Origin of the sequence: Methanomassiliicoccus sp. (genome assembly GCA_012719175.1) — an archaeon.
Lineage (GTDB): Archaea > Thermoplasmatota > Thermoplasmata > Methanomassiliicoccales > Methanomassiliicoccaceae > UBA6.
The window spans coordinates 136,745-160,846 of the sequence record JAAYAX010000008.1 but is presented as its reverse complement, the minus strand read 5'-3'; the positions used below and the strand labels follow the sequence as shown (position 1 = coordinate 160,846).

Genomic DNA, 24,102 nt, shown 5'->3' with positions numbered 1-24,102 from the left:
ATGCCCAAGGTGGTACTGGACACCAACGCTCTTCTTTTACCTTTTGAGCGCTCTATCAACGTAGATACGCAGCTGCGCTCGCTGTTGGGCGAGTGCCAGATATTCGTTCCTGGACCGATCGTGGGTGAACTGAAGCGCTCCCCCAGCAAGCACTCGTCGGCCGCCCTTCGGCTGTTATCCCGCTACACCATTGAGGACACCGTGGCCGTGGGTGACAACGCGGTAATGGAGCTCGCCGAACGCCTGGGCGCTTACGTCGTCACCAATGACCGCCTGCTGATCAGCAAGCTGCGGAAGAAGCGGATCAAGGTCATATTACTGAAAGGCGGCAGCCACCTCGCTCTTGATGACGGTTAGATCAGCGGCCGGGGCGGGTCCTCGGGCGCGGTCACATTGGAACTCTTCAGCATCTCCAGGCGTACCTTGAGCAGCATCTCGCCCCAAAGTGAGGAAGCGTATATGGGGACCTTGTTACCGACCTGCAACAACGCCTTTTCTTTAGCTCTGTCCCTCACCGCCTTGGAGGCGCAGGAGGTGATGATGTCGCAGGTGTCGAAGAACATCTCCGCCTCTTCAGCGGTGCGCCCGGTGGTGTGGACGGCGAATATGGCCACGCGCTGGCCGAACTCCTCTCGGATGCGCCGGGCGTCCGCGGCCGATGCCACGGTGACCCCTATCCGCTTGAACCCGCGCAGGAACGCCAACCTCGTACCTTCATATTGATCGATCCCCGCTCTCTTGGGGTCCAGCACCATGTTCTGGCCGATGGCATCAATGATCTCGGGGATAGGCGTCGTTTCCACAATGCCTGAGACCCTCCCGCCTATGCCCTGGATCAGTGTGGGATCGGAGACCACGGCGGTGCCCGCACCCTCGCACACCAGGACCACGGCGTCCAGCATTCCCCGGTCCACGGCCATTCCCAGAAGCTCGGAGACGCCAAAGGAGAGGAAGTCCTTCATGCGCATCTTGCGCTCCGGCGTGCACATGCCAAAGTCGCGGATCCTGAACTCCATGTTCTCCCTGACCACCTCCGGCGTGATGACCTGGATGTTACGGACCTTGGCGAACAGGGGGCAGTAATCCACCTCTGGCCTGCCGACCTCCACTACCTTTCCGTCCCTGATCACAACCTTCGTCCTGCCCAAAGCCTCGATGACGTGCCTATCCATCCAGATACCTTCCCTGCTCGATGAGCGGTGCCATCTTCAAAGCATGAAAGCTATAAAAACGATGGTCAGCACGTTCACTGACCAAGATCCGGGTTGCTACCAAGATGCAAATACGACGTAGGCCATACGATTCGAATCATAATGAACGAGAAGTTCGCTGTCGCTCTGAAGCAGATCGCCCTGCTGGGTGGAATAAACGATTACATCGCCATCTCCTCGCGGGAGCTGGGCTCGCGGCTGAGGATAAGCCAGCAATCGGCGTCCAAGCGCATCCTGGAGCTTTTGGAGGAGGGACTGATCCAGAGGGACCTGGGTGCCCGGAAGCAGCGTATCAAGCTCACCAAGAAGGGGGTGGACGCCCTGCGTTCGGAATACTCGGAGTACCAGAAGATATTCGAGCTGCGGGACCAGCTGGCCATCCGCGGCATGGTCACCACGGGGATGGGCGAGGGGCAGTACTACGTTACCCAGCCCGGATACCAGGAACAGTTCACCGAGAAGCTCAACTTCGTGCCGTTCGAGGGCACGCTGAACCTGAAGATGAACCCTTCCGACGTGGATAAGCTGGACATCCTCCGCCGGGGCGACGGCGTGGTGATCAATGGCTTCCAGCGCAACGGCCGTACGTTCGGTGAGGTGAGGGCGTATCACGCCACCATCCAGAACATCGAGTGCGCTGTAATACTTCCATCGCGTTCGCACTACAGCGACATCATGGAGGTCCTCTGCAAGTACAACCTCCGGCGCACGCTAGGCCTGCATGATGGTGACGTCGTGGAGATCCAGATCAAGATGGAATGATCAGATCCGCTTGCTCACGTGGTCGAGGACGGACCGGAATATGACGCGCCCGTCCCCCGGAGCGTCCGGCTTGCCGCCAGTGCGGGTCCAGTCGGGATGCTGGTAGCGGAACATTGCGCGCTCAGGATGAGGCATCATGCCCAGCACGTTGCCCTCGGGGTTGCAGATGCCGGCGATGTTGCTTATGGCCCCGTTGGGGCACCATGGGTATCCGGCGTAATCACCGCTGGGGTTAACGTATCGGAACACCACCTGGTCGTTGTCCTCCAGCCGAGCTACGAACTCTTCCTCGCTCTCTGACGGGAACCGTAGGTTGCCCTCGGCGTGGGCCACCGGGATGTTGACGACCTCGCCGCGCGGGAGCAAGGAGGTGAACACGCACTTGCCGTGGTTCTCGTGCTTCAGGTAAGAGGGGCGGCACTCGAAGCGGCCGGATACGTTGGTGTACAACGCTGCCTGGGGGGCCTCGCTCATGATCTCGTCGAACGAGGGCAGCACGCCCAGTTCCACGAGGATCTGGAAGCCGTTGCATATCCCCAGGACCGGCCGTCCGGAAGCGATGAAGTTCTCCAGGTCGGCGGCGAGGTGGCTCTTCATGCGGGCGGCGAAGATGGCACCGGCACGTACGTAGTCTCCCGCCGAGAACCCCCCGGGCAGCATGAGCACCTGATAGCTGTCCAGGTCCCGGCGGAGCTCTGCAGGGGAGCGTCCAATGAGCTGCTTCAAGTGAACCTTCTCGGGGTCCGCCCCCAGGATCTTGAACGCGTCATACGCCTCCTGCTCGCAATTGGTGCCTTCGATGCGGAGAATGCAGACCTTGATATCTTCGAGCTTCATTTCATCACCCCAGCGCTCTCCAAAGAGGTTCGGACCATGCCCTTCTCATGGCCTGTGTCTTCAGGTCCACGGCCACGCCCTTGTCTCTGATGGTCATCCGGCTCCGGCCGACGCTCCCGATGCGGAAGGCCTGCTCCGTGGCGAGCGCCTCGAACTCTCCCGCCTTGGATAGCTCCACTTCCACGACGAAGCGGGAGTTGGACTCGGAGAACAGCTTCACCGCTGTTGGCAGATCGCCCAGGGCGCCGAGGTCTCCCTCGAACCCCAGATCTCCGCCCAGGCACATCTCCGCCAGAGCTATCGCCAGACCGCCGTCGGAGCAGTCGTGGCAGCTTCGAACGAGACCCTTGGACATGGCGCCCAGCAGCAGGTCCATCCTTGACCTCAAGGCCGCCGAGTCCACCGTGGGTACGGTGCCCCCGCTGCCGCCGTAGCGACGGTACAGGGCGGACCCGCCCATCTCGTCCCTGGTCTCACCGATGACGTACACCGGGTTCCTCTCCGTCTTGAAGTCGGTGGTGACGCACTTCCGGACGTCCTCGACGATGCCCACCCCCAGCACCGTGGGCGTGGGCAGCGCCGGGCCCTGGGCGGTCTCGTTGTAGAAGGAAACGTTTCCGGACGGCACCGCCAGCTCCAGGTCCCTGGCCATCTCTCCGAGGCCACGGACGGCCTCCTTGAACTCGAACAGGCGCTCCGGTTTCTCGGGATTGCCGAAGTTGAGGCAATCGGTCAGCGCGTGCGGTCGCCCGCCCACGGCGATGATGTTGCGGCAAGCCTCATCCACCGCGCTCCTCCCCCCGTTGTACGGATCTTGTGAAGTGAACCAGGGGTTGACCCCGATGGCGATGGCCAGGCCGCGGAACGAGTCCGGAAGGGGCTTGAGCACCGTCGCGTCAGCAGGACCGTGCAGGCCGGGCTTGCCTTGGAGGGGCTTAATGACAGTGGACCCGCGGACCTCATGGTCGTACTGCATGATGGCCCAGTCCTTGCAGGCGATGTTGGGGTCCGCCAGCGTGGAAAGTATCACCGAGTTCCAGCTCTCCGGGAGCTGCGGCTCCTTCACCGACACCTCTCCGATGCCGTTGGAGGCCGCTGTCGGGCGGCAGTACTCCGGCCCCTTGGTGAGGAAGTCCAGGTCGAGATCGAACACCTCCTCCCCCTGGAAGATGAGCTTCACCTTCTGCTCCTTGACGACCTCGCCGATGACCGTGGCCGGTACGTCCCACAGGTCGAATGCCTCCAGGATACTCTCCACGTTCTCTCTGGGCGAGGCGAGCATCATCCTCTCCTGGGACTCGGACACCCAGATCTCCCACGGAGCCAGGCCCGCTTCCTTCAGAGGGACCTTGTCCAGCTGCACCACGGCCCCGCATCCTCCGGCCAGGGCTATCTCGCCCACCACGCAGGACAGGCCGCCCCCTCCGAGGTCCTTGATGCCGCTGACCAGCCCCTTCTCGTTGACCTCCAGGCACGCATGGATGGTGGGCTCCTTGGTTATGGGGTCGCCCAGCTGCACCGCCCCCCGGGACTCGTCCTCGGAGCGAGAGCTCAGCTCGGCGGAGGCGAAGGTGACGCCGTGTATGCCGTCACGACCGGTGCGGCCGCCGACCAGGATCAGAACGTCACCGACACCCCTCACGGCGTTGTTGAGCAACTTGTCCTTCCGCAGGAATCCGATGCAGCCGACGTTGACAAGGCAGTTGCCAGTGTAGGAGGGATCGAAGAACATGCCCCCGGCGACGGTGGGGATGCCGATGCGGTTCCCGTAGTCACGTATCCCCGCCACCACCCCCCGGGCGAGATACTTGGGCAGCTTCACGCCCTGGGGCACGCTCGTGAGGTCCAGGGGGCCGAAGAACAACGGGTCCACCAGGGCGATGGGCTGGGCGCCCATGGCCAGCACGTCCCTGACGATGCCGCCGATGCCCGTGGCCGCCCCGCCGTACGGCTCGATGGCCGAGGGATGGTTGTGGCTCTCCACCCGGAGCGCGTACGCGTGCTCGTCGTCGAATGCCATGACTCCCGCGTCCCCCTTGGCCAGAACGTCGGGGTGCTTGATGCCGAAGATGTGCTCGCGCAAGAAGCACTTGGAGGATTTGTAGCAGCAGTGCTCGCTCCACGCCTGGGCGATGGATTGAAGCTCGACGTCGGTCGGCAGACGACCATGGGCCTTGAAGTACGTCTTCACTGTTTCCAGCTCATCCAGGCTGAGGTTGAGCCCCATGGCCTTGGACATCTCCCGCAGCTCATCAGGGGACGCCGAGAACAGGTCCACCTCGTACAGTGGGAAGGGTACGCCCTTTTTCCTGGTCAGTTCCTTGCTGGCCATGCTATCCCTCACTTCAGCTCGACCTTGAAGGTCTGGATCACAGGGTTGGCCAGGAGCTTGCGGGACATCTCTTCGCATACAGCGGCAGCCTCGGAAGGGGGCACGTCCAGGTCCATCTCGAAGACCTTGACCGTCTTGACGCTCTTGATGCCCTTGAAGCCCAGCAGTTCCAAGGCCTTCTTGGTGTTCTCGCCCTCAGGGTCCGCAACCCCATGCTTCAGCTCAATCCTGATCTCGGCCGTCACCATGGTCAGCACCGATTCCGAATTGAGGTCCAATACTTAACTATATGCGGGGAGGGAAAGAAAAATAGGACGGGCGCCGCGGTCCAGCGCCATCCGTGTCGTCTAAGGCAACGCGGTTATGATGAGGTTCCAGCTCATCATCGCCATCAGAGGCAGGTCCTGCTCTGACGACGAGCATGACACGATCGCGTTCTGGAACGCCATGTCCATGGGGTTCGACTGCTGGGGCTGGGGATCCAGGGCTATGTCGGCATCGTTCTGGATCACGTAGCGCATGCGGTCGAGGTTCCCGAAGAAGTACTCCTTGAACATGGCCCGCTCCCCCTCGGTAGCCTGGCCCGGGGGTATCCAGTCCACGGTGTCGGCGGCAGTGACATCGACCGGTATCCAGCCGTACTCGGGCAGGTAGAACTCGGCCCAGAAGTGGCTGCCCGTACCGCCACCGAAGGACTGGTAGCCGCCGCAGGAGCGTGCCGGTACTCCCAGGGAGCGGAGCAGGGCGCAGAAGTACTGCGACTGGGCCCCGCAGTCCCCGAAGCGGTGCGTGCGGACGTACTCCGACTCGCCGATGTTGAGCGCGTCTATGGTTAGGTGCGGCGTGTAGCTGTAGGTGATGGTGCCGATCACGTGGTCGTACAGGAGCTTGGCCTGCAGATAGGGGTTGGTCTCGTTCCCCACGACCTGCAGGGCTTCGGCGGTTATCTCCGGCGTGATCCTTATGTTCTCCTGGGAGGTGGTGTACCGGATGTAGTCCTCAGAGGTCCGGTTGTAATCGCCCAGGGACGAGGGGTCGATATCGAAGTGCTTCTGGTACACCTTGTAGGAATAGGTCACATCGATGACCAGGTCTCCGGTGAGGTTCTCCAGCGGGACCTCCATGTATATCTGCCCCAGGTCGCCGTCCGTGGATATGGTCTTGACCCACTTCTCCGGTTCCACGGAGACCACCGTTACGTTGACCTGGCTGGCCGTTCCTATGGGGGCCGGGAGCCATACTGATAGTGTGCCAGTGGGTGGCAGCTCGGAGCGGGGGAGCGTCAGTGAACCGTCAGCGATGTAACCCCCCGGATTGAAGTAGGTCCCTGATCGGTTGGAATCGAGGTCCAGGATATCGTCCATCATGGCCTTGAACATGTCCGGGTCATCCCGATCACGCCACTGGTGGAGAAGTGAGAGATTGCGGAAGGCGATGTTCTCGGCGATATTGTTGTAGTATCTTTCCTCGCCGTCAGATGTGATCTTCTCGACGTTCGGACCGTCGAGCCATGAACTGCGTTGACCCTCCGGTACCCAGGTGAAAGTATCAGCGAGCACGTCCTCCGCCTGCTCTCTGGTCAGGCCGTACTCGAGCAGGACCCGGTCGCAGCGGAACTTCATGTTCTGCGCTTCCATCGCTTCATCGTTCTCTCCGGAGCTCATGTGGCCCCGGTACGAGCGTTCGAACAGTTCCGAGGCCGCACCGTAGTTGGAGGCCTGGAACTCGACCATCCCATTGTCGAAAAGCTGCTCCGCCGTGAGATCGGGCCTCTCGGCGTTGATCGCCAGCACTGCGCCCATACCAGAGAGGAAGACCGCGGCGGCGATGACCATGGAAATTGTGCGGGAAGAGTTGGAAGGTCCCATGGTCAAGGGACCAAAGTCATTTTATTTCCAGGTTTGTGCCTGAATATCCTTTCCGATCACAGAGCCAGGCCGTAGATAGGTATGGCCTGGGCGAGGCCGGACAGGATGAAGTTCACCGCCACCGCCGCCAACAGAAGACCCATTATGCGGGAGAAGGCCATGGCCCCGGACTTGCCCATGAGGTTGAAGATCCTGCCGGACTCCTTCAGGACCACGTAGGATATCACCACCGTGAGGATGATGGCCAGGCCGATGGCCAGGAGGTAGAGGTAGGAGTCCGGGTAGGTCGAGGAGTCGGAGACCAGGATCATCACCGTGGTGATGGCGCCGGGGCCGGCGAACATCGGTATGCCCAGGGGCACGATGCCCACAGACTCCTGCTGGAGCGCCTCATCATGTTCCTCCTGGGTTATCTTGGTCTTGGACTTCTGACCCTGCAACATGGAGAAGGCGATGGAGAACAGCAGGACGCCGCCGGCGATCTTGAACGAGGGGATGGTGATGCCATACAGCGAGAATATCCATTGGCCGAAGACCGCGAAGGTGAACAGCACTGCCAGGACAACGATGCAGGTCTTGGCGGCCACGCGCTGCTTCTGCGCCGGTGTGAACCCCTCGGTGACGGCGAAGAAGAAGGGGATGTTCCCCAGGGGGTTGACGATGGCGAACACGGTTAAAAAGGCCGAGATCGCGAACTCCGGCTGCATGTCTGCTAATCACCGTGCCATTGATAAATGCTGCTGGTCATGGGCGGCCTTTCGCGCGAACACCAGGTATCCGGTGTGGCCGAGATTCTCATATGCGGGACGCACTCCTCCGGGATGGACCTCGATGCGTCGCTGGATGTTCTCCACGGCGTCCACCTCCAGGTACCCATGTTCCCTGAGCCCCGTGATCACGCCCTCCACCTGGTTGGTGTTGGGGACGAAGGCGGAGAAGGTTCCTCCGGGACGGAGGACGCGGTCGATGTTGTCCAGCGCCTGCCACGGGTCGGGCATGTCCAGCGCTACTGCGTCCACCATAGTGCCTAGGTCCACGTTCTTCACGTCCCCGATCCGCAGATCCCAATAAGGGGCTAGCCCGGCCCGTTCGATGTTCCTCTTGGCGCGGTGCGCGAACTCCTCCCTGACCTCGACGGAGATGACCTTGCCCGATGGCATGACCGAGTTCAGCAGGGCGATCGTCAAGGCCCCCGAGCCCACCCCCGCCTCCAGGACCACATCTCCTGCCTTCAGGCCCAGACGGAACACCACCGTGGCCGCATCCTTGGGGGTGATGATCTGCGGACCCCTGTCCAGCGATTCCATGAGCTGTACCACAGTTGCCTTGAAGGCATGGAAGTCCCTTCCCGCTAGCCTGACCAGAGAACCGTCGCTCTTTCCGACGATCTTGGTTCCGTCGACGACACCCAGGCCCTGCACCTTCATCATGTCTCTCTGGAGCTGAAGCCAGAATCGCCGGTCCTTGTCATCCAGGAGATAGATCAAATCGCCTTCGGAGAGCATGATTCACCAGCATGGGGGACGGACAAAAATACTTTCCCTCTCATGGACCTGAGGACTTTACGTCACAGGGCATGGCTCAGATGGAACCCCATCGGAAGGTCCAATGGAGACCAAGGCAAGGATACAGACGGTCCCGAGGTCAAAAGGCTGCTTAGCACAACTATCATTTTTGAGCGAGAAGCACCTTCCTAACCATCCATGGCAGATCCGTCACAACCCCTCAAAGTGGGCTTGGACCTCACCTTTCAAGGCAGGATATCCAGGCAGGTGCTCTGCGGCTACCTGTCCCGTGCCATGGTGATCTCCGACTGCACGGCCAAAGCTCTCACCCTGGACGATGACCTGCGCATGATACTCAACACGGGAGCCAAGTATATAGCCCGCTCCGGAGGAGCTTGGGACCCAACGAGGGCCTACGTCGAGTCCATCGGACAGCAGAAAGCTGCCATCGACAGGCTGCACCGGTCGGACGACAACCTGATATGCGAGGCCTGTATATTCGAGCACGTCAGCCCGGCGGTGAACGACATCAGGATACCCACTTGGGTGCTGGAGGCGTTCGATATGCCGCTGGAGGAGCGGCACTTCTCGTACAAGAGCATGTCCCCATGGTGGGGACCGTTTCGCGATCACTTCGGCCGCGGCCTCAGCGTTCCAGACATCAGGCGCGTGGAGACCCGGATGTTCTTCTACTACCTGGCTTGCGAGCACATCGATGCGGGATATGAGGGACTGCATCTGGGGCAGGTGCATCTGACCGGAACACGCGATGGGACGTGGGAATACTGGACAGAGGTGGTGGACAAGATACGCGGCCATGCCGCGGAGCGCTCACGCCGCAACCATGTGCTGATAAACGCCCACACCTTCGGGATCATCGATACCCATGGGAAGCTTATGTTCGATTTCCATGCACATCCTGTGCGTGGACGCGCTCCGAATGGCTCGTTCCCCCACGTTGCTTCCGAAGAAGCTCCTCAGGAGATCGTGCCAGGGGTGGGGCTTGGTAAGAACTACCTATACCTGAACCACAGGGACTCCATCTTCACCCATAGCCTGGGTGGCACCTCGCCGAGCGGCTGGGATTGTGCGAGGCTGCCTTACCTGGTCGAACTGGACAATTGGAACGGATACGCTCCCCGCCTTCTTGACAGGCCGTCCTACGGGGAGGAGATCAGCTGGTGGGGCTTCGATGAGATCAGCTGGTTCGCCAATCAGCCCAAGTGGTATCGCGCGCAGTGGCTGGAGAACACCGTCAAGTGGATAAGGACGATAGACCCAGTGGGCCATCTGGAGATGCCTGGGCGTCGCACAGCGGCCATACGTCAGGAGGACGGCACCATCCTTCAGACCGAATATAGCGCAAGCATCACAAGCGGTTCTGGCGATGAGGAGTTCATCCGCAATATATGGATGCGCAGCTAGTCTCATTCGCGATCGATCTCTCATTGCCCCCATCCTACATACGTCCATGCTGAGCTCCCGCCCAAACAGGTCGATGCGGTTAGGCATCCGTTCTTCATGGTAACATGCCCTTCAATAACGATGCGGTCCCTAGGATGCCTCACAATGGCCACCCTCCTGTCCCTCAGCTCATCACCCCTCGTCTGGGCTTATCTCGCGCTGATGTTCTTTTTCTTCTTCATCAGCATTCTCTTTCGCGGAGTGAGGAAGGACCACAGCGTCGTGAAGGGCACAAGGACAGAGTATCTCCTGTTCCTCATCGTCAATCTAGCGTTCATCATTCTTCCGTTCACGTACGCAGTGACCAGCGTGTACGATGGGCTGAACTATAATACACCGCCATTCTTGGCTATACTGGGCCTCGCCGGCCTCGTCACCGCTTTCCTCATCAGGGCGAAGGCCCACGTGGACCTGGGCGAAAACTTTACCATCTCCCCGGGAACAAGGAGAAAGAGGCGGCTGGTCACCACTGGAATCTACTCCCGCATCAGGCATCCCATGTACCTGGCGATGATGCTATGGGCCATCTCTTCGCCGCTGGTCCTTCATAACTATCTGGTCGGGATGCTCCCCCTGGCCGCCATAGCCACCTTCCTTCTTGTCCGAGTGCCCCTCGAGGAGAGGATACTCCTGGAGGAGTTCGGAGATGAGTACGATGGATATGCGGCCCGTACAGGTGCCCTCCTGCCCCGCCTCATCGGTTAAGCTGCACAGCAAGCATGCCGGACATGTCGAAGAGACACGGCTCATTACCAAATCCCTACCAGCGTCAACTGTCTGGAAAACCATTTTATACAGTTATGGCGTTGGCCGGATTCATGGCAGAGGTCGATCTACCTAACAAGGCCATCAGGTTCCTATCCATTCTTCTGATCATCGGCGGAGTGGCTTTCTACTTGGTGTGGGGGATCGCCTTCGGCAGCTGGAACTTCTTCGAGTCCCGTTTCATCCCCGTGTACGCCATCTTCATCATCATGGTGGCATTCGGCGGCCTGGGCCTATTGTTGCTAAAGAACAAGGATTGAATTTTTCAGTTCCCGCATGTTCTGATCAATGTCGATGAGCCATGGGAAGGAAGAGATGTGGTCGAAGAGCAGCATCCAATGCGAGTACCTTGAGGCGGTGGTGGGAGCTGTATCTCAGTGTCGGGCCGTCCGTTGCTGAGCTCCCATCACACCCGCTGGCAATCTTCAAAAATGTAAGTTTTGAAGGTGTTTACATCGACCGGGCAGCATAGACCACGGTGTCGGTCTCCTTACTGCAGCAAAGGCACTTTCCGTGGAACTCCTCCTTGACGTACGGGCTCCCTAGGATCTTCAGCTCGGTGCGTTCCTCTATCTTGCGTCCGCACTCCTGCTCCCCGCACCATCCGAAACGCAGCCACTTCTCCGGCACCTCTTTGAACTCCATGTTGTCGACGTCAATGATGGAGTCGTCAAGGAACCTCTGGGCCTTGGCGCGCATGTCCTTGGCGATGAGGCCTAACATGGACCGTACCTCGTCCACGACCTTGCCGCGGTCAAAGCTACCCTTCTTCCCATCGTCCCGGCGGGCGTACGCCACCACACCCTTCTCGATGTCCCTAGCCCCCAGCTCCAGGCGCAGGGGCACACCCTTCAGCTCCCACTTGAAGAACTTGGCTCCGGGGCGCTCATCGCTCTCATCGAGCGTTACCCGGACCCCCGCATCCTTGAGCTCATCGCGCAACGCCCGGGCCTGCGCCGTCACCGCTTCCACGTTCCCCTTTGCCAGTATGGGCACAATGACCACCTGGAAGGGGGCGAGGGCGGGCGGCAGGACCAGTCCCTTGTCATCGCCGTGCACCCCGACCACGGAGCCGAGGAGCCTCTCCGACATCCCGTAGGTGGTCTGGTGCACATACTTGGTGCTTCCGTCGACGTCCTCGTACTTGATGTCGAACGGACGGGAAAAGTTCTCCCTGTAATGGTGGATGGAGCCCAGCTGCAGGCTGCGACCGCGCATCATGGCGGTATCGATGCCGACGGTGTAGTAAGCGCCGGGGAACTTGTCCCAGTCAGTGCGCTTCAGCAGCTTGTACGGCAGGCACAGCTTCTGCATGATCTTCTCCAGGATGACGAAGTCCTCCTCCACCTGGCGCTGGGCATCGGCCTCGTCCACATGGCAGGTATGGGACTCGAAGAAGTGGATCTCGCGGACGCGGATGAAGGCACGTGTCTGCTTGGTCTCGTACCGGAAGGTGTTGACCAGCTGATAGATCTTCAGGGGCAGGTCCCCGTGGGAGCGGACCCAGATGGAGAACATGGGGTACATTGCCGTCTCTGAAGTAGGCCGCAGGAGCAGGGGGATGTCCAGCTCGTTGAGGCCGGCATGCGTGACCCAGTACACCTCGGCGTCGAAGCCCTTGATGTGGTCCTTCTCCTTCTGGAACTCGGACTTGGGGATTAGGAGAGGGAAGCACACCTCATCATGGTTGGTGGCGTCCAGCTCCTGGCGGATGAAGGAATCGATGTACTGCATGATCTTCCACCCATAGGCAGGCCAGACGTTCATTCCCTTGATGGGATAGCGCTTATCGGTAAGGCCAGCGGTATCGACCAGCTCGTTGTACCACTCGCTGAAGTTCTCTTCCTTCTTCATCCGTCACACCCTTGATAGCTCCACCGAATAAGGTTCCGCACTTAAATGTTTCAAGGCCGGTCGCCGGGGCCACGAGCACCGACGGCGGAGAGCGGATCGTAAAGAGAATAGGTCGATGGTGCTGCTCAGCGCAGGGCCTTGGCGATCTGAGGGGCCACGGAGATCACGGACACCTCGCCCTCGATGGTGTTGGTGGAATACACCGCATTGCAGCACTTCCGCAGCCGGTCCAGCGCTCCCTTGGCGAACAGGCCGTGGGTGCACACGGCGGTGACGCTCTTCGCGCCCATGATCTTCAGCTGGTTGGCGGCGGCCTCGATGGTCCCGCCGGTGGATATGATGTCATCGACGATGAGGGCGTTCTTGTCCTTGGCGTCCAGGTTCTTGGGGGCCATCCTGACGACCTCGCCCGAGAGCCTCGTCTTCTCGAGGTAGTCCCACTCCGTGCCGATGACTGTGGCGACCTCGCGGGCCCGTTGCAGCGCCCCCTCGTCCGGCGCCAGGACCATGTCGATCTCCGAACCCTTGAAGAAATCGCCTATGCACGGGGCCGCATGGACATCGAAAGCGTCCCCGCGGAACCAGTCCAGGACTATGGGCTTGTGGATGTCGACTGTGACGATCCTCCGGGAGTTCATCTCCACCACCTTGACCATAACCTTAGCGCTGAGCGCCTCCCCTCTCTTGAAACGCTCATCCTGCCGGGCGTACCCGAAGTATGGCACCACCGTGCTTACCTTCTTCGCCCCCAGGCCAATGGCCGCGTCCTGCAGGAGCAGCAGCTCGACCGTGTTGTGGTCGGGGTGGGTGCTCTGGACGATGACGACCTCATCATCGATCCGCTCCTCCTCGATCCGCACATAGCATTCCCCGTCCGGGAAGCGCGTGGTATGGGCTTGCAGGTACTTGCACTCCAGTTCCTTTGCCAGGTCCTGGGCAAGCATCTTCGAGGAAGAACCGCCGACTACGATCATACGAAGGGCATTGGCGTTTCCGTCTTAAATCCTACGCTGTCCGACCTTCCTTTTTCCTGTACATATGGACTCCCTCATGAGCACCCTCATGGATATGTGAAAGTCCGGTATGCATCATCCTCCTATCATTGAGCGGGCCGATGCCTGCAGAAATGCAACATCACGATGCGGATCGTTGGCATATCTGGCTGCTTCCACGACTCTCATCACCAGGTATCGTAATCATGTAACAATTTATTTATCGAGAGCATCTAATATCTTTTCGGGATGCACATGGAAACCGAGGCGGACAGTCCGCCCCAGGTCGTTGGTGAGCCGACCGCTGATCCTGTTTCTGGTGGGCCTTATGTAAGGGCTCCGACAGCACGACCGGAGAATGCGGCACCAGCGCCCGTTCAAGATGTCGAAGCAACCACGATCGCCGCAGACCCAGCTCCGCTCACCGATGACGACGGATTGGAGGCTGTGGGGATAATCTATGGGGACGTGGGTACCTCCAGCTTCAACCTCAGCGTCACCGGCAGGGTCGAGAAGATGGAGTATGTCCAGGCCCGGCATGAGGCCGCAGGATGGGTGTTGGGTCAGGTAATGGATATGCAGCGCAAGACAGACCTCTCCCTGGACCGGGCAAAGATGATCTCGCAGGGTGAGGACGTGCTCATACACGAGAAGGTCACCGCCCTGGTCAACGTCATCGGCTACCGCGATGAGCGCGGCTTGCTGCAGGTCCCGCGTACACCGTTCAATGCCGGCCTGCCCGTATACAAGGCCGGGGACGAGCTGATCAAGAAGGTCATCGGGCTGAAGGAGAACACCCCGACGGGAGCGTACATCGGCCTGCTGTTCGGCCACGACATCCGGGTGGAGATGGACATCAACTCCATGGTGCAGAAGCACGTCAGCATCCTGGCCAAGACCGGCGGGGGAAAATCGTTCATGTGTGGTGACCTGGTGGAGGAGCTGATGAAGCACAACGTAACCATCATGGTGCTCGACCCTCACGGAGAGTATGGCGCCATGCGCGAGGCGGGGCGCCCTTCCACCAGCTCCCGGAACTTCAACGTCACCAACCGCGGCTTCGCGGACCGCATCATCGAGTTCGCCACGGACACCACCGTGAACCCCCAGGCCACTCCCCTGCTGTTCACGCTGGCGAACATCGAGGCGGGCGACCTGCTTTCTCTGACCAGCATCAAGAACGGCAAGGCCTACCTGAACGCGTTGCGGAAGGCCATCGATGCGGTGAAGAGCGTCAAGAAGGAGTACTCCCTAAAGGACATCATCCGGGTGCTGGAGAGCGACGAGGAGGGGAACAACGCCGCCCTCGTGAACGAGCTGCAGTTCCTGGACGACTGCAAGATCTTCGCCCCCGCGGGGACGCGCATAGATGATCTGGTGGTCAAGGGCAAGGTGACCATCATCAATCTCAAGGGCACGGTCCCGGAGATCGCCGAGCTGATCGTGAACCGTATCTGCACCGCGCTGTTCGAGCTGCGAAAGATGGGTAAGATACCGCCCATGATGCTGGTGGTGGAGGAGGCCCATAACTATTGTCCTCAGCAGGGGCTGGCCGCGTCCTCCAAGATATTCCGCACCATCGCTGCCGAGGGCCGCAAGTTCGGTCTTGGCCTCACTATCATTAGCCAGAGGGCGGCTAAGATCGACAAGAATGTTCTCAGCCAGTGCAACACGCAGATGATACTCAAGGTGACCAACCCCAATGACCTCAAGGCCATAACCGCCTCCGTGGAAGGCCTGACCGCAGGAATGGCTGATGAGATCCAGAGGCTGCCCATCGGGGTCGCCCTGTGCATCGGCGGGAGCATCCAGATGCCCCTGTTCGTGGAGGTACGGCCCCGGGAGAGCCGCCACGGCGGAGAGAGCGTGGAGATAATACCGACCGAGGATGATGAGGCATGAAGGACATCATTTCCGACGAGAAGCTGGCCAAGTACCTGGACACCACCAAGAGGGCCCTGGACAAGCTCAAGGTAGCGGCCCCGCCGCGGTCCTTCGGGAAGAAACTGGCCGACGACTTCCTCAATATGGCGACCTCCTACTATAACGACGCCCGGCACTTCCGCGAGGTCGGCGACTATGTCAACGCCTTCGCCAGCGTAAACTATGCCCACGGTTGGCTGGACTGCGGGGCGCGCATAGGCCTTTTCGACGTGGGCGAGGACGACAAGCTCTTCACGCTATACGAGTGAGCCCTCAGAGCTCAGGACCCTCGGGCCCAGCAGGTCCAGGGACAATCGGTACGTGGTGCCGAACCGCGACAGTTCACTCTGCATAGCGTCCAGGTCCCCTCGGGCGAAGATTGAGTTTCCTAACATTATCATAGAGGCGTCACCCAGTCTTTCTATCGCCTCCAGGGCGTCCATGACGGGAGGTCCCGCCAGGCCGGAGCGCATGGTGAACTCCCGGCTGGTTCGGAAGAACATGTCCGGGGTAGGGTCCTTGGCCAGCAGGCGATAGCACTCCCTGCCGATGCTATCTATCGTTTTGCGCTTGGTGGGATCCCTCAGCACATCGGAGGTGCGGATGACCGGACCTACCACGGCCGCCACTATGTCCAGCGCATCTGTCAGTCGGTCGATGCGGCCGAAGGGAGGTATACCCTCCCTCCGGCGGAAGGTCATCCCCCCGCGGGACAGGGCGGCCACGTCCCCCAGACCCGTGCCGTTGGCCAGCTCTGCGCGATGGGCTGCGGCGAAGGCCTCCTCCGTCGTCCTTCCCAACGCCTCGGCCATGGCGAAAGCGGTCGCCAGCGCTCCCGCCGCGCTCATGCCGAAGCCAGAACTGATGGGCAGCCCCAGGCTCGCTTCCACCATGATGTCGAAATCCCCCCCTCCCATGAGGTTCTCTAAGACGTCACGCATGACCGGGGCATCGCGCATAACGCCGTCGACGATGAACTCCATCGAGCCATCTCCTGGAAGAACCTCGAGGGTGGCGGTAACGCCCCTGTCGATGCATATGCCCGCCCCCCGGGAACCGGTCCTGAGCGGGTCCTCATGGACGCACGGCACGAAGAAGCCGGTGATATGGCCGGGACAGTAGGCGGTTACTCTCATCCCAGGACCTTGACCGCTTCGTCTAGGACCGCGTCCGCCAGGCCTCGCTTGTCCCCCTCATACTTCTTCCTGCCACCATCCGCGGTGATGATGATCGCCTTGGTGCTCCCCTGCCCGACATCCTCGAGGTCATTGGCCACGATCATATCGAGGCCGTACTCCTTGAGCCTCGACACCGCTCTCTTGGACAGCACCGCCGGGGATACCCCGACCTCGGCCTTGAAGCCCACCAGCACCTTCGTCCGGGGCCTCAGAAGGGGAAGGACCTTGGGCAGGGGGTGCAGTTCGAGGTCCACTGAGCTCTTGCCCGATGGCATCTTGCCAGCGATCTTCGTAGGAGCGTAGTCGGAAAGGGAGGCGGGAACGATGACCACATCGTGATCGACCTCACCGACCATGCTCACCAGGTCCTCCACGGAACGGAAGGACCTGACGGGTATGCCCGTGGGTACGGGAACGGACATCCTCCCGGCCCACAGTTCCACCTCCGCGCCCCTCTGGCGAGCCACTCTGACCATCTCCGCTGCGGTGGCCCCGGTGCCAGTATTGCTAACCACCCTGACGCTGTCCACCGGCTCCTCCGAGGAGCCTCCGATGATGAGCACCTTCCTCCCGCACAGGTCCCCCTTGGAGAACATCGCCAGCACCTTGTCCACGATCTCCTCCACCGAGGCCACCCGTGCCTTCTTGCCGACTAGCACCGGGCCCACCAGCTCGACCCCCATGTCCTTCAGCGCCAGCACGTTTCGCTGCACCGCTGCGTTCTCAAACATCGCCAGGTGCATCGCCGGGGCCACTAACATGAGAGTGTGAGTTCCGATGGCCAGGGTCGCCATGGTGGTCACCGGCGTATCATCGATCCCCAGGGCCATCTTGGATATGGTGTTGGCCGTGCACGGTGACACCAGGAACATGTCCGCCCGTCCAGGGTAATCGCCAAGGAGGCTAACGTGCTCCGTAGCCCCGGTCAGCTTCGTGATCACCGCCCGACCGCTGGCGAACTCCATGGCCTCCGGGGTCATGAGCCTCTGGGCCTCCGGGGTCATGACCACCTGTACCTCCGCCCCGTGGCGGATCAGCTCTCTGACCAGCTCGAAGGATTCCACCGCGGCGATGCTGCCGGTCATGCCCAGTACGATGAGCTTGCCCTCAAGCTCCCGTCCCTTGGCGAACCGGATGGTCTCGGAAGGATGCATGATGGACCAACCCCGCAGGACGTTTTAATATTTACTTACCATGGACATCACCATCCCCAGGACCTCGTCCAGGGGGCGCTCCGCGTCCACCACGATATAGGAGGGATCCTCCTCGGCGATCCTGTCGTACAGGGCGGCCACCTTCTTTAGGAAGGTGATCTTCTCGAACTTCTCCCTCCCCTTCCTGTCCTCCAGCCGCGCCATGGCCTTTGCGGGATCGATCCGCAAAAGGAAGGTCGCGTCGGGGCGGACGATGATAGGCTCGTTCACCCTCTTGAGCCATTCCAGGGTCCCCGGTCCTAGGTGGGGGCGGAGGGTCACGCCCTGATAGGCCAGAGTGCTCCCGACATAACGGTCGCAGACCACGGCTCGGCCCTCCGACGTCCATTTCAGGATCTGAGAGGTATGCTCGGCCCGGTCGGCGATGTACAGGAAGGTCTCGGTGAAGTCGTTCTTCGCATCCCTGTTCCCCCGGCGGACCTGGTCTCCCAACCAGGTGCTGGTAGGCTCGGCCGTGAGCTCCACCTCCCGGCCGGTGGACCGCAGCCTTTCGGCGAAGAGACGGGCGACGGTGCTCTTCCCCGAGCCATCGATCCCCTCGAACACGAAGAAGCGGCCAGAAGGGATACAGCGCGCCTCCGTGACCTGTAGCGTTCTGCCAACGGTGCGATCTTCGATCAACGGGCCATCACCTTCGTTCATGGGCGTTCATCACCTGCGGCCCCGGTCCGGGAGGTCGCACCTCTTGAGGATCTCGAGCAGGCATCCCCTCCTCACGCTCCGTTTGCGGATCACTGCACGTCGGGTACAACGACCGATACTGAACGTCAAGGGTGCCTTGAGCTTGGACCAAGGCTCCCAGATATGCTCGTCCCCGGAACGAGAGCGGTCATCCAGCTATTTATGGTTAGGGTAGGGTGCGGCGGTGGACCCTCATGCGTTCCATTAAGAACGATGAGCGCATGATAACATGAACAAGGCGGGAGCGACCGTGCGCGTTCTTCCGTTGCATGCCTGCCTCCCACCGAAGATGGGTACGACCTTGCTCCACGGGCGTACTGCTGGATATTCGAGGATCCATTAAATGGAAAGGGACGTAGAGAACAGGGAGAAGAGGTACGCGGACATCTATCCGTCCGGCCCCGATCCCGAACGCGGTCCGGGAAGGGATCGAGCCGCTCCGAGCGCACAGCAACCGAATGGACAAGCGATAGGGAAGAGCAGAGGACGTTCCAAGGCCTGGTTGGTCGTCGTGGGGGCGTTGTTTATCGCTGCCGCCCTCCTCGTCGGCCCGGTGCTGGGCCTGCTCAACGGGCCAAACGGAGAGAGCACGAGCATCCCGGTGCTGGTGCATCTGGGACCGGACGACAGGGAGGAGGTCAACGAGGCCTCGGTCGCCCTTTCCTGGTCTTCATATGGTCCGGCCGAGAGCTACTCCCTGCTCATCACCTGCCTGGACCAGTACGGCTTCCGCATGAACCGCTCGTCACCGACCTCCAGCTACGTCCTCCACGAGGTCCTAGCGGACGGAACCTATCGCTGGACGGTGCGGGCCGTGGTCAACGGGAACTATGGTCCTGCGAGCGAGGCCACGACGTTCTCCTTGCGGACGGGGCTGAGGGCGCCGGAGCTGTCCTCGCCGGCGGACGGGAGCGCCTTGTCCAACCGCGTTCCGATCTTGGAGTGGGAGGAGGTCGCCCACGCTGACGAGTACCGCCTGCAGGTCTCCGTCACCCCTGCCTTCACCGACACTATAGTGGATCTCGTCCTGGGCGAGGCCTCGTACGCACCCGAGTTCTCTTTAATGGAGGGTACCACGTACTACTGGAGAGTATCGGCTCATCACATGTCACTGTTAAGCACGTGGAGCGAGACCTGGACCTTCTCTTACAACGTTTTCGTTTTGCCTCCCTCCCTCATCGGCCCCACCGACTCCACCACCGTTCTGGGCAGCGAGGTACTGCTCGATTGGGAAGGGGTGTCCGGGGCGGACAGCTATCAGGTGCAGGTCTCTCCGTCCGATCTCTTCGAGAACCCCACCCTGGATACAACCACCACGGAGAGCGTGTACACCCTATCACAGCCCCTGGTGGAGAACACCACTTACTCGTGGAGGGTGAGGACGTCCGACGATGGGAGGTGGAGCCCCTGGAGCGGCACAGGGCGTTTCTTCCTCGGCGTCGAGGCATTCAATGTAGGATATGAATGGCTCTACGGTGGGCAGGTGTGGTCGATGACCGCGACCATAAACGGTACTGACTATTACCCTCTACATGAGCAGGACCGTTCATTCAACTACAGCTCCTACGTCGACGATGATGATGCCGTCTTGGCGACCATCGCTGAGGACCTGAGGAGCACCGCCCTGCTCAACGGACACGACCCCGTCCAGTTCATCCTGTCCTTCGTTCAGGGCATTCCGTACACCAGCGATGAGACCACCGCCGGCCAGATGGAATATCCCCGTTATCCCCTGGAGACCCTGGTCGATGGAGGGGGGGATTGCGAGGACAAGGTGGCGCTGTTCGCCTCGCTGATCAGGTCCCTGCCGATGGAGAACGACGTGATCATGCTGAAGTACACAAGCCCAGGCGTCTCGGGTCACATGGCCGCAGGCATCTCCGGGGACGTTTATGAAGGTCGGTCGTACACGTACGAGGGTTCTGTATACTATTATTGCGAGACCACCGCTCTGGGATGGGGCATCGGTCAGTTCCCCCAGGAACTGGAGGGTTATGTTGTTCAGGCATTGCCAATATGAGCCGTGGTGGTTTCATCCCCAAGGTCGTGATAAAACAAAACTATGCCCCAGAGGCGTTTTGGACCAGGAAGGAGATGAACGAGGGCAGGGACTCGATATCCTTTATCTCTTTCTTGCACAGCATCGATAGGCGGCTGCGGATGGTGTCATCGTACCGTACATCGTTGGCCTTGAGGGCGTTCCTGAGGAGCTGGGCCAGGTGGCCTCCCTTGCGGTCCCAGTCGGTAAGGATGATGGCCTCCTTCCCCGTTCTCGCCAATTCCTCCGCCACGCCGAAGAGGCCGCGGGCGTCCTGCACCTGTAGGATCTCGCCGCCGATGCCCAGGCAGGCCAGGGCCAGCCGGTCCTTGCGGCCCTCGATGAGGATGACCGTGTTATCCTCCCTTTCCCGCAGCAGGCCGAGCAGCTCCTCCAGCTCCTCCAGCGTCTCCTGGGGATCTCTCATGCACCCTCCAGCTGTGTGCGTGCGCTCTCTAGGTCCAATGGGACCAGGACCGTCTTCTGACGGTCGGTGTGGCCGCGCACGATCTCCACTCTGACACCGAAGAGCTCTGACAGAAGCTCCACCACCGCCCGGTTGGCCCTCCCATCGGTGGGCAGGGCCTGTACCTTCACCACCAGTCGCTTCCTCCATTCATCGACCTCACCGACCTGGGGCCGCTTGGCGTTGGGGGTGACCATGATGTCTACCTCCACGCCGCCCTTGACCGCCCGGAGGACCTCGGAGACATCCATGCGACGGGATGGCTGATGTACGGTGAAAAGGTTTCCGTCCATTGTCCCGTGCCCGGGCTTGACGGCCGGCGCTCCCATCGTCCGCTTGATATCCGCTCATGTCTCCACAGCGGTGACGTTCATCGGGGAAAAAGGACGAGGTGACCGGATACGCTCAAATATGGCCGACAGAATGAACCTCTTGATGACAGCTTCCACGGACAACTTCACTTACGATGACCTCACCGAGGTCGCCCGTAGGGAGCAGCGCAACAAGAACATATCCGACGTCCGCAAGGACCTCTACCAGGCCATGGCGGAGTGCCAGGAGATGCTCAAGCGGGAAAGCGAGCGGGAGTTCGCGACCGATCCCTTCTCCACCAAGTCAAAGCTTGCCAGCAATCAGCTTCTGAAGTTCCAGGAGAAGGCGGCGCAGGTGTTCGGGTTCCGCATGGGCAAGCTGCTGGACATGGCGCTCAGGGCGGCAGAGGGCAATAGGACCGAGACCTCAAGGCTTACGATCGAAGAGAAAGAGATCTATGATGAGGTCCACTCCCTCCTGAAGGAGAAGCGTACCCTGCTGCTCGAGGGGGTCAGGACAAAGGTGGTCGAGGTCGAGGAGCCTTCCCTGGACACGGCGGAGGTCCCGGACATGGTTAGGGAGGCCAAGAGGGAGGAGGTAGAGGAGGCCGCGGCTGTCATGCCTACATACCCTACGCCCGAGGTCACCATTGAGACGGAGGCCGCCGCACCTCCTTCAGATGTTGCGGAGAATGTGCCTGTCGAGGCCGCGGTCAAAGAGGAATGCGCCCCCGTCGCCGCTCCCGCGGCTCCGCCTGCCGCCGAGTTCGTGATCCTCAAGATCCTGGAGGATATTCCGAAGTTCGTTGGTCCTGACCGAACCTACATTCTCCGTAAGGAGGACCTGGTGTGCCTTCCATCGACCATTTCCAGGGCCCTCATCGCCAGGAAGAAGGCGGTGGCCGTTTCCGTCGTTCTCTCCGCCTAAATGATGATGGAGCGTACATCGTCAGGGCACAGCATGCAGTCTATCCTGTCCTCCTTGCATCCCAACGTGCGGGACACCGTGCGCCTTGCCAGGAGCGGGGTGTTGTTGTTCTTGCTGAGGTGAGCAAGGAACACCTTCCGCTTCTCGCTGGACGTGGCCCACAGGGCATGAGCGCAGTCCACGTTGGAAAGATGTCCCCTATCGGACCGGATATCGCTCTTTAGGCGCGGGGGATAGGGCCCGTTGATGAGCATCTGCACGTCGTGGTTGGCCTCGATGATAGCAAGGTCAGCATCCCGGAGGGCCGTGAACACCTCTGCGCCTACTCTGCCCAGGTCGGTCGCCAGGAGGACGTTCTTGTCCCTGTAATGAACGTGGAAGGAGTTGGGATCGGCGGCGTTATGGGAAATGGGAAGGGGATCGATGGAGAGGCAGCCGATCTCGAACCTCGTGCCGGTCTGGAAGAGAATGGTGTCGTGCACCGCACCTATGTTGGAACATGTCAACGTGGAGCGGTTGCAGCATATCGGTATCTTGTACTTACGGGACATGATGCCCGCCCCGCTCACATGGTCGGAGTGCTCGTGGGTCAGAAGGATGGCATCGAGGTCGCAGGGGTCCAGGCCCACGCGGCCCATGAGGTTGGCGATCCGCCTGCCGGAGATGCCAGCATCGAGCATGATCATGGTGTCCTCGGTGCAAATGACAGAACAGTTGCCGTCGCTCCCACTGGCCAGGACGTGCACCTCTATCGAGCTCATCTCATCCCAACCTCTAACGTACTTGGGTTAAAATAACTAGCGACCTGTGGTCACCCAGGAAGACGACGCTTTTGCCCTATCAAGAGTTGCTCGCTAATCGACGTCCGCTGCCTGACCACGATACCAAACAGACGACGTTCCTTGGAACGGTCGCATGTGTCATGGCTTCCCCGATCTCCGCTCGCAGGGCAGTATCCAATGTGTGCTAGATGGTGAGTCTCAACACTCGATCACATTGTTGTCGATGACATCGGCTGAAGCGGGCAAGTTCTTCAATGCTATTGCTCAAATGGGAGGTACCAGCCATCTTGATAGCGCATAAATATAGCTCCTCCCTAGCATGGCGTAACGATATGGCCTAGATCGGCGTTCTTTTCCTGGCCGGTCGGGGCTGGAATGTTCTCCGACATTTTCTGTTCTCTGACCTCACGAGAGTTCAGAAAGACTTATGTATATCGACCATATTTCACGGGCTTACAGGGGGCCCGTAGCTCAGCTAGGTAGAGCAATCGGCTCTTAACCGATGGGCCGAGGGTTCGAATCCCTCCGGGCCCGCTCCCTACATCATCCTTTCATTTTGACATTTTTACTTCTATTGAGCCACTGCCATTGCCTTGTGGCCGTTCCATGCAGCGTGAACAGTTACACTCTCTTGACGGAGTAACGGATGATTAAATTGACCTTGTTCGACCATCATTTGAGCTACTAAACAAAAAATGGAAAAAAGGGTACAAACGCACTAGGCGTCCTCTCGTTGCAACGTAATGAACCCTCGCGAGAGGGCGTTTGGAGGCGGAGCCAGAGGACCAAGCTTTTACTTCTTACCTTCTTTCTTGGCCGGGGGATAGGTTATCCCGTCCTTCTTGGCCATACCATATCCGCCCTTCTCTCGCTCCGCCTCACTGACCTTCTTCTCTTTGTCGGGGGTCTTGATGGGGTATTTGACCTTCTTTGCCATGAGGTCTTCACTTCCTCAATACAGTCATTTTGAACTGATGGCATATATAATGAC

25 protein-coding genes and 1 tRNA gene are annotated in these 24,102 nt (G+C 60.3%); 10 read left to right on the top strand and 16 right to left on the bottom strand.

What is annotated here, in order from left to right; translation table 11 throughout:
- Window positions 1-357 carry a twitching motility protein PilT gene (locus tag GXX95_07385; protein NLT37964.1) on the top strand — a complete coding sequence of 119 codons (357 nt, stop codon included), beginning with the start codon at window positions 1-3 and terminating at the stop codon, window positions 355-357.
- On the opposite strand, the gene GXX95_07380 is transcribed toward GXX95_07385, so the two are convergent.
- Window positions 354-1,172, bottom strand: coding sequence for a DUF2099 family protein (locus GXX95_07380; GenBank protein NLT37963.1), 819 nt, complete (start codon window positions 1,170-1,172; stop codon window positions 354-356). The two genes, GXX95_07385 and GXX95_07380, sit on opposite strands and share 4 nt — an antisense overlap.
- Window positions 1,173-1,313: 141 nt before the next feature.
- On the opposite strand from GXX95_07380, the gene GXX95_07375 reads away from it, so the two are divergent.
- Window positions 1,314-1,973, top strand: a complete 660-nt coding sequence (locus GXX95_07375; GenBank protein ID NLT37962.1) for a DUF120 domain-containing protein — start codon at window positions 1,314-1,316, stop codon at window positions 1,971-1,973.
- Here the strand turns inward: GXX95_07375 and purQ are convergent, their stop codons facing one another.
- The 6 genes from purQ to GXX95_07345 all read right to left on the bottom strand — a co-directional run bounded on the left by purQ (window position 1,974) and on the right by GXX95_07345 (window position 8,515).
- Window positions 1,974-2,795, bottom strand: a complete 822-nt coding sequence (purQ, locus tag GXX95_07370) for a phosphoribosylformylglycinamidine synthase subunit PurQ (GenBank protein NLT37961.1) — start codon at window positions 2,793-2,795, stop codon at window positions 1,974-1,976.
- Window positions 2,796-2,814: 19 nt separating this feature from the next.
- A complete protein-coding gene (gene purL, locus GXX95_07365; GenBank protein NLT37960.1) occupies window positions 2,815-5,154 on the bottom strand; it encodes a phosphoribosylformylglycinamidine synthase subunit PurL in 2,340 nt (779 codons plus the stop codon).
- Window positions 5,151-5,390: a phosphoribosylformylglycinamidine synthase subunit PurS gene (gene purS, locus GXX95_07360; protein ID NLT37959.1), complete on the bottom strand. Its 240-nt coding sequence runs from the start codon at window positions 5,388-5,390 to the stop codon at window positions 5,151-5,153. Before purS ends, purL begins: the two co-directional genes overlap by 4 nt.
- Before the next feature lie 99 nt (window positions 5,391-5,489).
- Window positions 5,490-7,010: a transglutaminase domain-containing protein gene (locus tag GXX95_07355; protein ID NLT37958.1), complete on the bottom strand. Its 1,521-nt coding sequence runs from the start codon at window positions 7,008-7,010 to the stop codon at window positions 5,490-5,492.
- A 56-nt stretch (window positions 7,011-7,066) separates the two neighbouring features.
- Entirely contained in the window at window positions 7,067-7,717 is a 651-nt protein-coding gene (locus GXX95_07350) for an NAAT family transporter (protein ID NLT37957.1), read from the bottom strand.
- A gap of 9 nt (window positions 7,718-7,726) precedes the next feature.
- Window positions 7,727-8,515: a tRNA (adenine-N1)-methyltransferase gene (locus GXX95_07345; protein ID NLT37956.1), complete on the bottom strand. Its 789-nt coding sequence runs from the start codon at window positions 8,513-8,515 to the stop codon at window positions 7,727-7,729.
- 198 nt (window positions 8,516-8,713) lie between these two features.
- Between GXX95_07345 and GXX95_07340 the strand changes: the two genes are divergently transcribed.
- The 3 genes from GXX95_07340 (at window position 8,714) to GXX95_07330 (ending at window position 11,004) form a co-directional block, all read left to right on the top strand.
- Window positions 8,714-9,940 (top strand): hypothetical protein, encoded by a 1,227-nt coding sequence (locus GXX95_07340; GenBank protein NLT37955.1) that lies wholly within the window; start codon window positions 8,714-8,716, stop codon window positions 9,938-9,940.
- A gap of 144 nt (window positions 9,941-10,084) precedes the next feature.
- Window positions 10,085-10,684, top strand: a complete 600-nt coding sequence (locus GXX95_07335; GenBank protein ID NLT37954.1) for an isoprenylcysteine carboxylmethyltransferase family protein — start codon at window positions 10,085-10,087, stop codon at window positions 10,682-10,684.
- A 113-nt stretch (window positions 10,685-10,797) separates the two neighbouring features.
- Window positions 10,798-11,004, top strand: a complete 207-nt coding sequence (locus GXX95_07330) for a hypothetical protein (protein ID NLT37953.1) — start codon at window positions 10,798-10,800, stop codon at window positions 11,002-11,004.
- Between the two features lie 190 nt (window positions 11,005-11,194).
- Here GXX95_07330 and GXX95_07325 read toward each other — a convergent pair whose 3' ends face one another.
- Both GXX95_07325 and GXX95_07320 read right to left on the bottom strand, forming a co-directional pair.
- Window positions 11,195-12,598 carry a proline--tRNA ligase gene (locus GXX95_07325; protein ID NLT37952.1) on the bottom strand — a complete coding sequence of 468 codons (1,404 nt, stop codon included), beginning with the start codon at window positions 12,596-12,598 and terminating at the stop codon, window positions 11,195-11,197.
- 125 nt (window positions 12,599-12,723) lie between these two features.
- Entirely contained in the window at window positions 12,724-13,572 is an 849-nt protein-coding gene (locus GXX95_07320; GenBank protein NLT37951.1) for a ribose-phosphate diphosphokinase, read from the bottom strand.
- Window positions 13,573-13,989: 417 nt separating this feature from the next.
- On the opposite strand from GXX95_07320, the gene GXX95_07315 reads away from it, so the two are divergent.
- Both GXX95_07315 and GXX95_07310 read left to right on the top strand, forming a co-directional pair.
- Window positions 13,990-15,492 carry an ATP-binding protein gene (locus tag GXX95_07315; GenBank protein NLT37950.1) on the top strand — a complete coding sequence of 501 codons (1,503 nt, stop codon included), beginning with the start codon at window positions 13,990-13,992 and terminating at the stop codon, window positions 15,490-15,492.
- Window positions 15,489-15,782, top strand: coding sequence for a DUF357 domain-containing protein (locus GXX95_07310; GenBank protein ID NLT37949.1), 294 nt, complete (start codon window positions 15,489-15,491; stop codon window positions 15,780-15,782). The genes GXX95_07315 and GXX95_07310 overlap by 4 nt, the downstream gene beginning before the upstream one ends.
- Here the strand turns inward: GXX95_07310 and GXX95_07305 are convergent.
- Genes GXX95_07305 through tmk form a run of 3 tightly spaced genes read right to left on the bottom strand, consistent with a single transcriptional unit; the run spans window position 15,771 to window position 18,526 of the window.
- Complete coding sequence (locus GXX95_07305) at window positions 15,771-16,649, bottom strand: GHMP kinase (protein NLT37948.1); 879 nt, start codon at window positions 16,647-16,649, stop codon at window positions 15,771-15,773. The genes GXX95_07310 and GXX95_07305 overlap by 12 nt on opposite strands.
- The gene (coaBC, locus tag GXX95_07300; protein NLT37947.1) at window positions 16,646-17,845 is read right to left on the bottom strand and encodes a bifunctional phosphopantothenoylcysteine decarboxylase/phosphopantothenate--cysteine ligase CoaBC; all 1,200 of its coding nucleotides are present in this window, start codon (window positions 17,843-17,845) and stop codon (window positions 16,646-16,648) included. Before coaBC ends, GXX95_07305 begins: the two co-directional genes overlap by 4 nt.
- 24 nt (window positions 17,846-17,869) lie before the next feature.
- Window positions 17,870-18,526: a dTMP kinase gene (gene tmk / locus GXX95_07295; GenBank protein NLT37946.1), complete on the bottom strand. Its 657-nt coding sequence runs from the start codon at window positions 18,524-18,526 to the stop codon at window positions 17,870-17,872.
- Window positions 18,527-18,929: 403 nt separating this feature from the next.
- Between tmk and GXX95_07290 the strand changes: the two genes are divergently transcribed.
- Window positions 18,930-20,606: a hypothetical protein gene (locus GXX95_07290; protein NLT37945.1), complete on the top strand. Its 1,677-nt coding sequence runs from the start codon at window positions 18,930-18,932 to the stop codon at window positions 20,604-20,606.
- A 40-nt stretch (window positions 20,607-20,646) separates the two neighbouring features.
- Here the strand turns inward: GXX95_07290 and GXX95_07285 are convergent, their stop codons facing one another.
- Entirely contained in the window at window positions 20,647-21,051 is a 405-nt protein-coding gene (locus GXX95_07285; GenBank protein NLT37944.1) for a Toprim subdomain protein, read from the bottom strand.
- Window positions 21,048-21,383, bottom strand: a complete 336-nt coding sequence (locus tag GXX95_07280) for a YggU family protein (GenBank protein ID NLT37943.1) — start codon at window positions 21,381-21,383, stop codon at window positions 21,048-21,050. The genes GXX95_07285 and GXX95_07280 overlap by 4 nt, the downstream gene beginning before the upstream one ends.
- A gap of 118 nt (window positions 21,384-21,501) precedes the next feature.
- On the opposite strand from GXX95_07280, the gene GXX95_07275 reads away from it, so the two are divergent.
- Entirely contained in the window at window positions 21,502-22,329 is an 828-nt protein-coding gene (locus GXX95_07275) for a hypothetical protein (protein NLT37942.1), read from the top strand.
- Here GXX95_07275 and GXX95_07270 read toward each other — a convergent pair.
- Window positions 22,326-23,090, bottom strand: coding sequence for an MBL fold metallo-hydrolase (locus tag GXX95_07270; protein ID NLT37941.1), 765 nt, complete (start codon window positions 23,088-23,090; stop codon window positions 22,326-22,328). The genes GXX95_07275 and GXX95_07270 overlap by 4 nt on opposite strands.
- A gap of 481 nt (window positions 23,091-23,571) precedes the next feature.
- Here GXX95_07270 and GXX95_07265 point away from each other — a divergent pair.
- Window positions 23,572-23,645, top strand: a tRNA-Lys gene (locus tag GXX95_07265).
- Between the two features lie 259 nt (window positions 23,646-23,904).
- On the opposite strand, the gene GXX95_07260 is transcribed toward GXX95_07265, so the two are convergent.
- Window positions 23,905-24,048 carry a hypothetical protein gene (locus tag GXX95_07260; GenBank protein NLT37940.1) on the bottom strand — a complete coding sequence of 48 codons (144 nt, stop codon included), beginning with the start codon at window positions 24,046-24,048 and terminating at the stop codon, window positions 23,905-23,907.
- Window positions 24,049-24,102 lie beyond the last annotated feature (54 nt).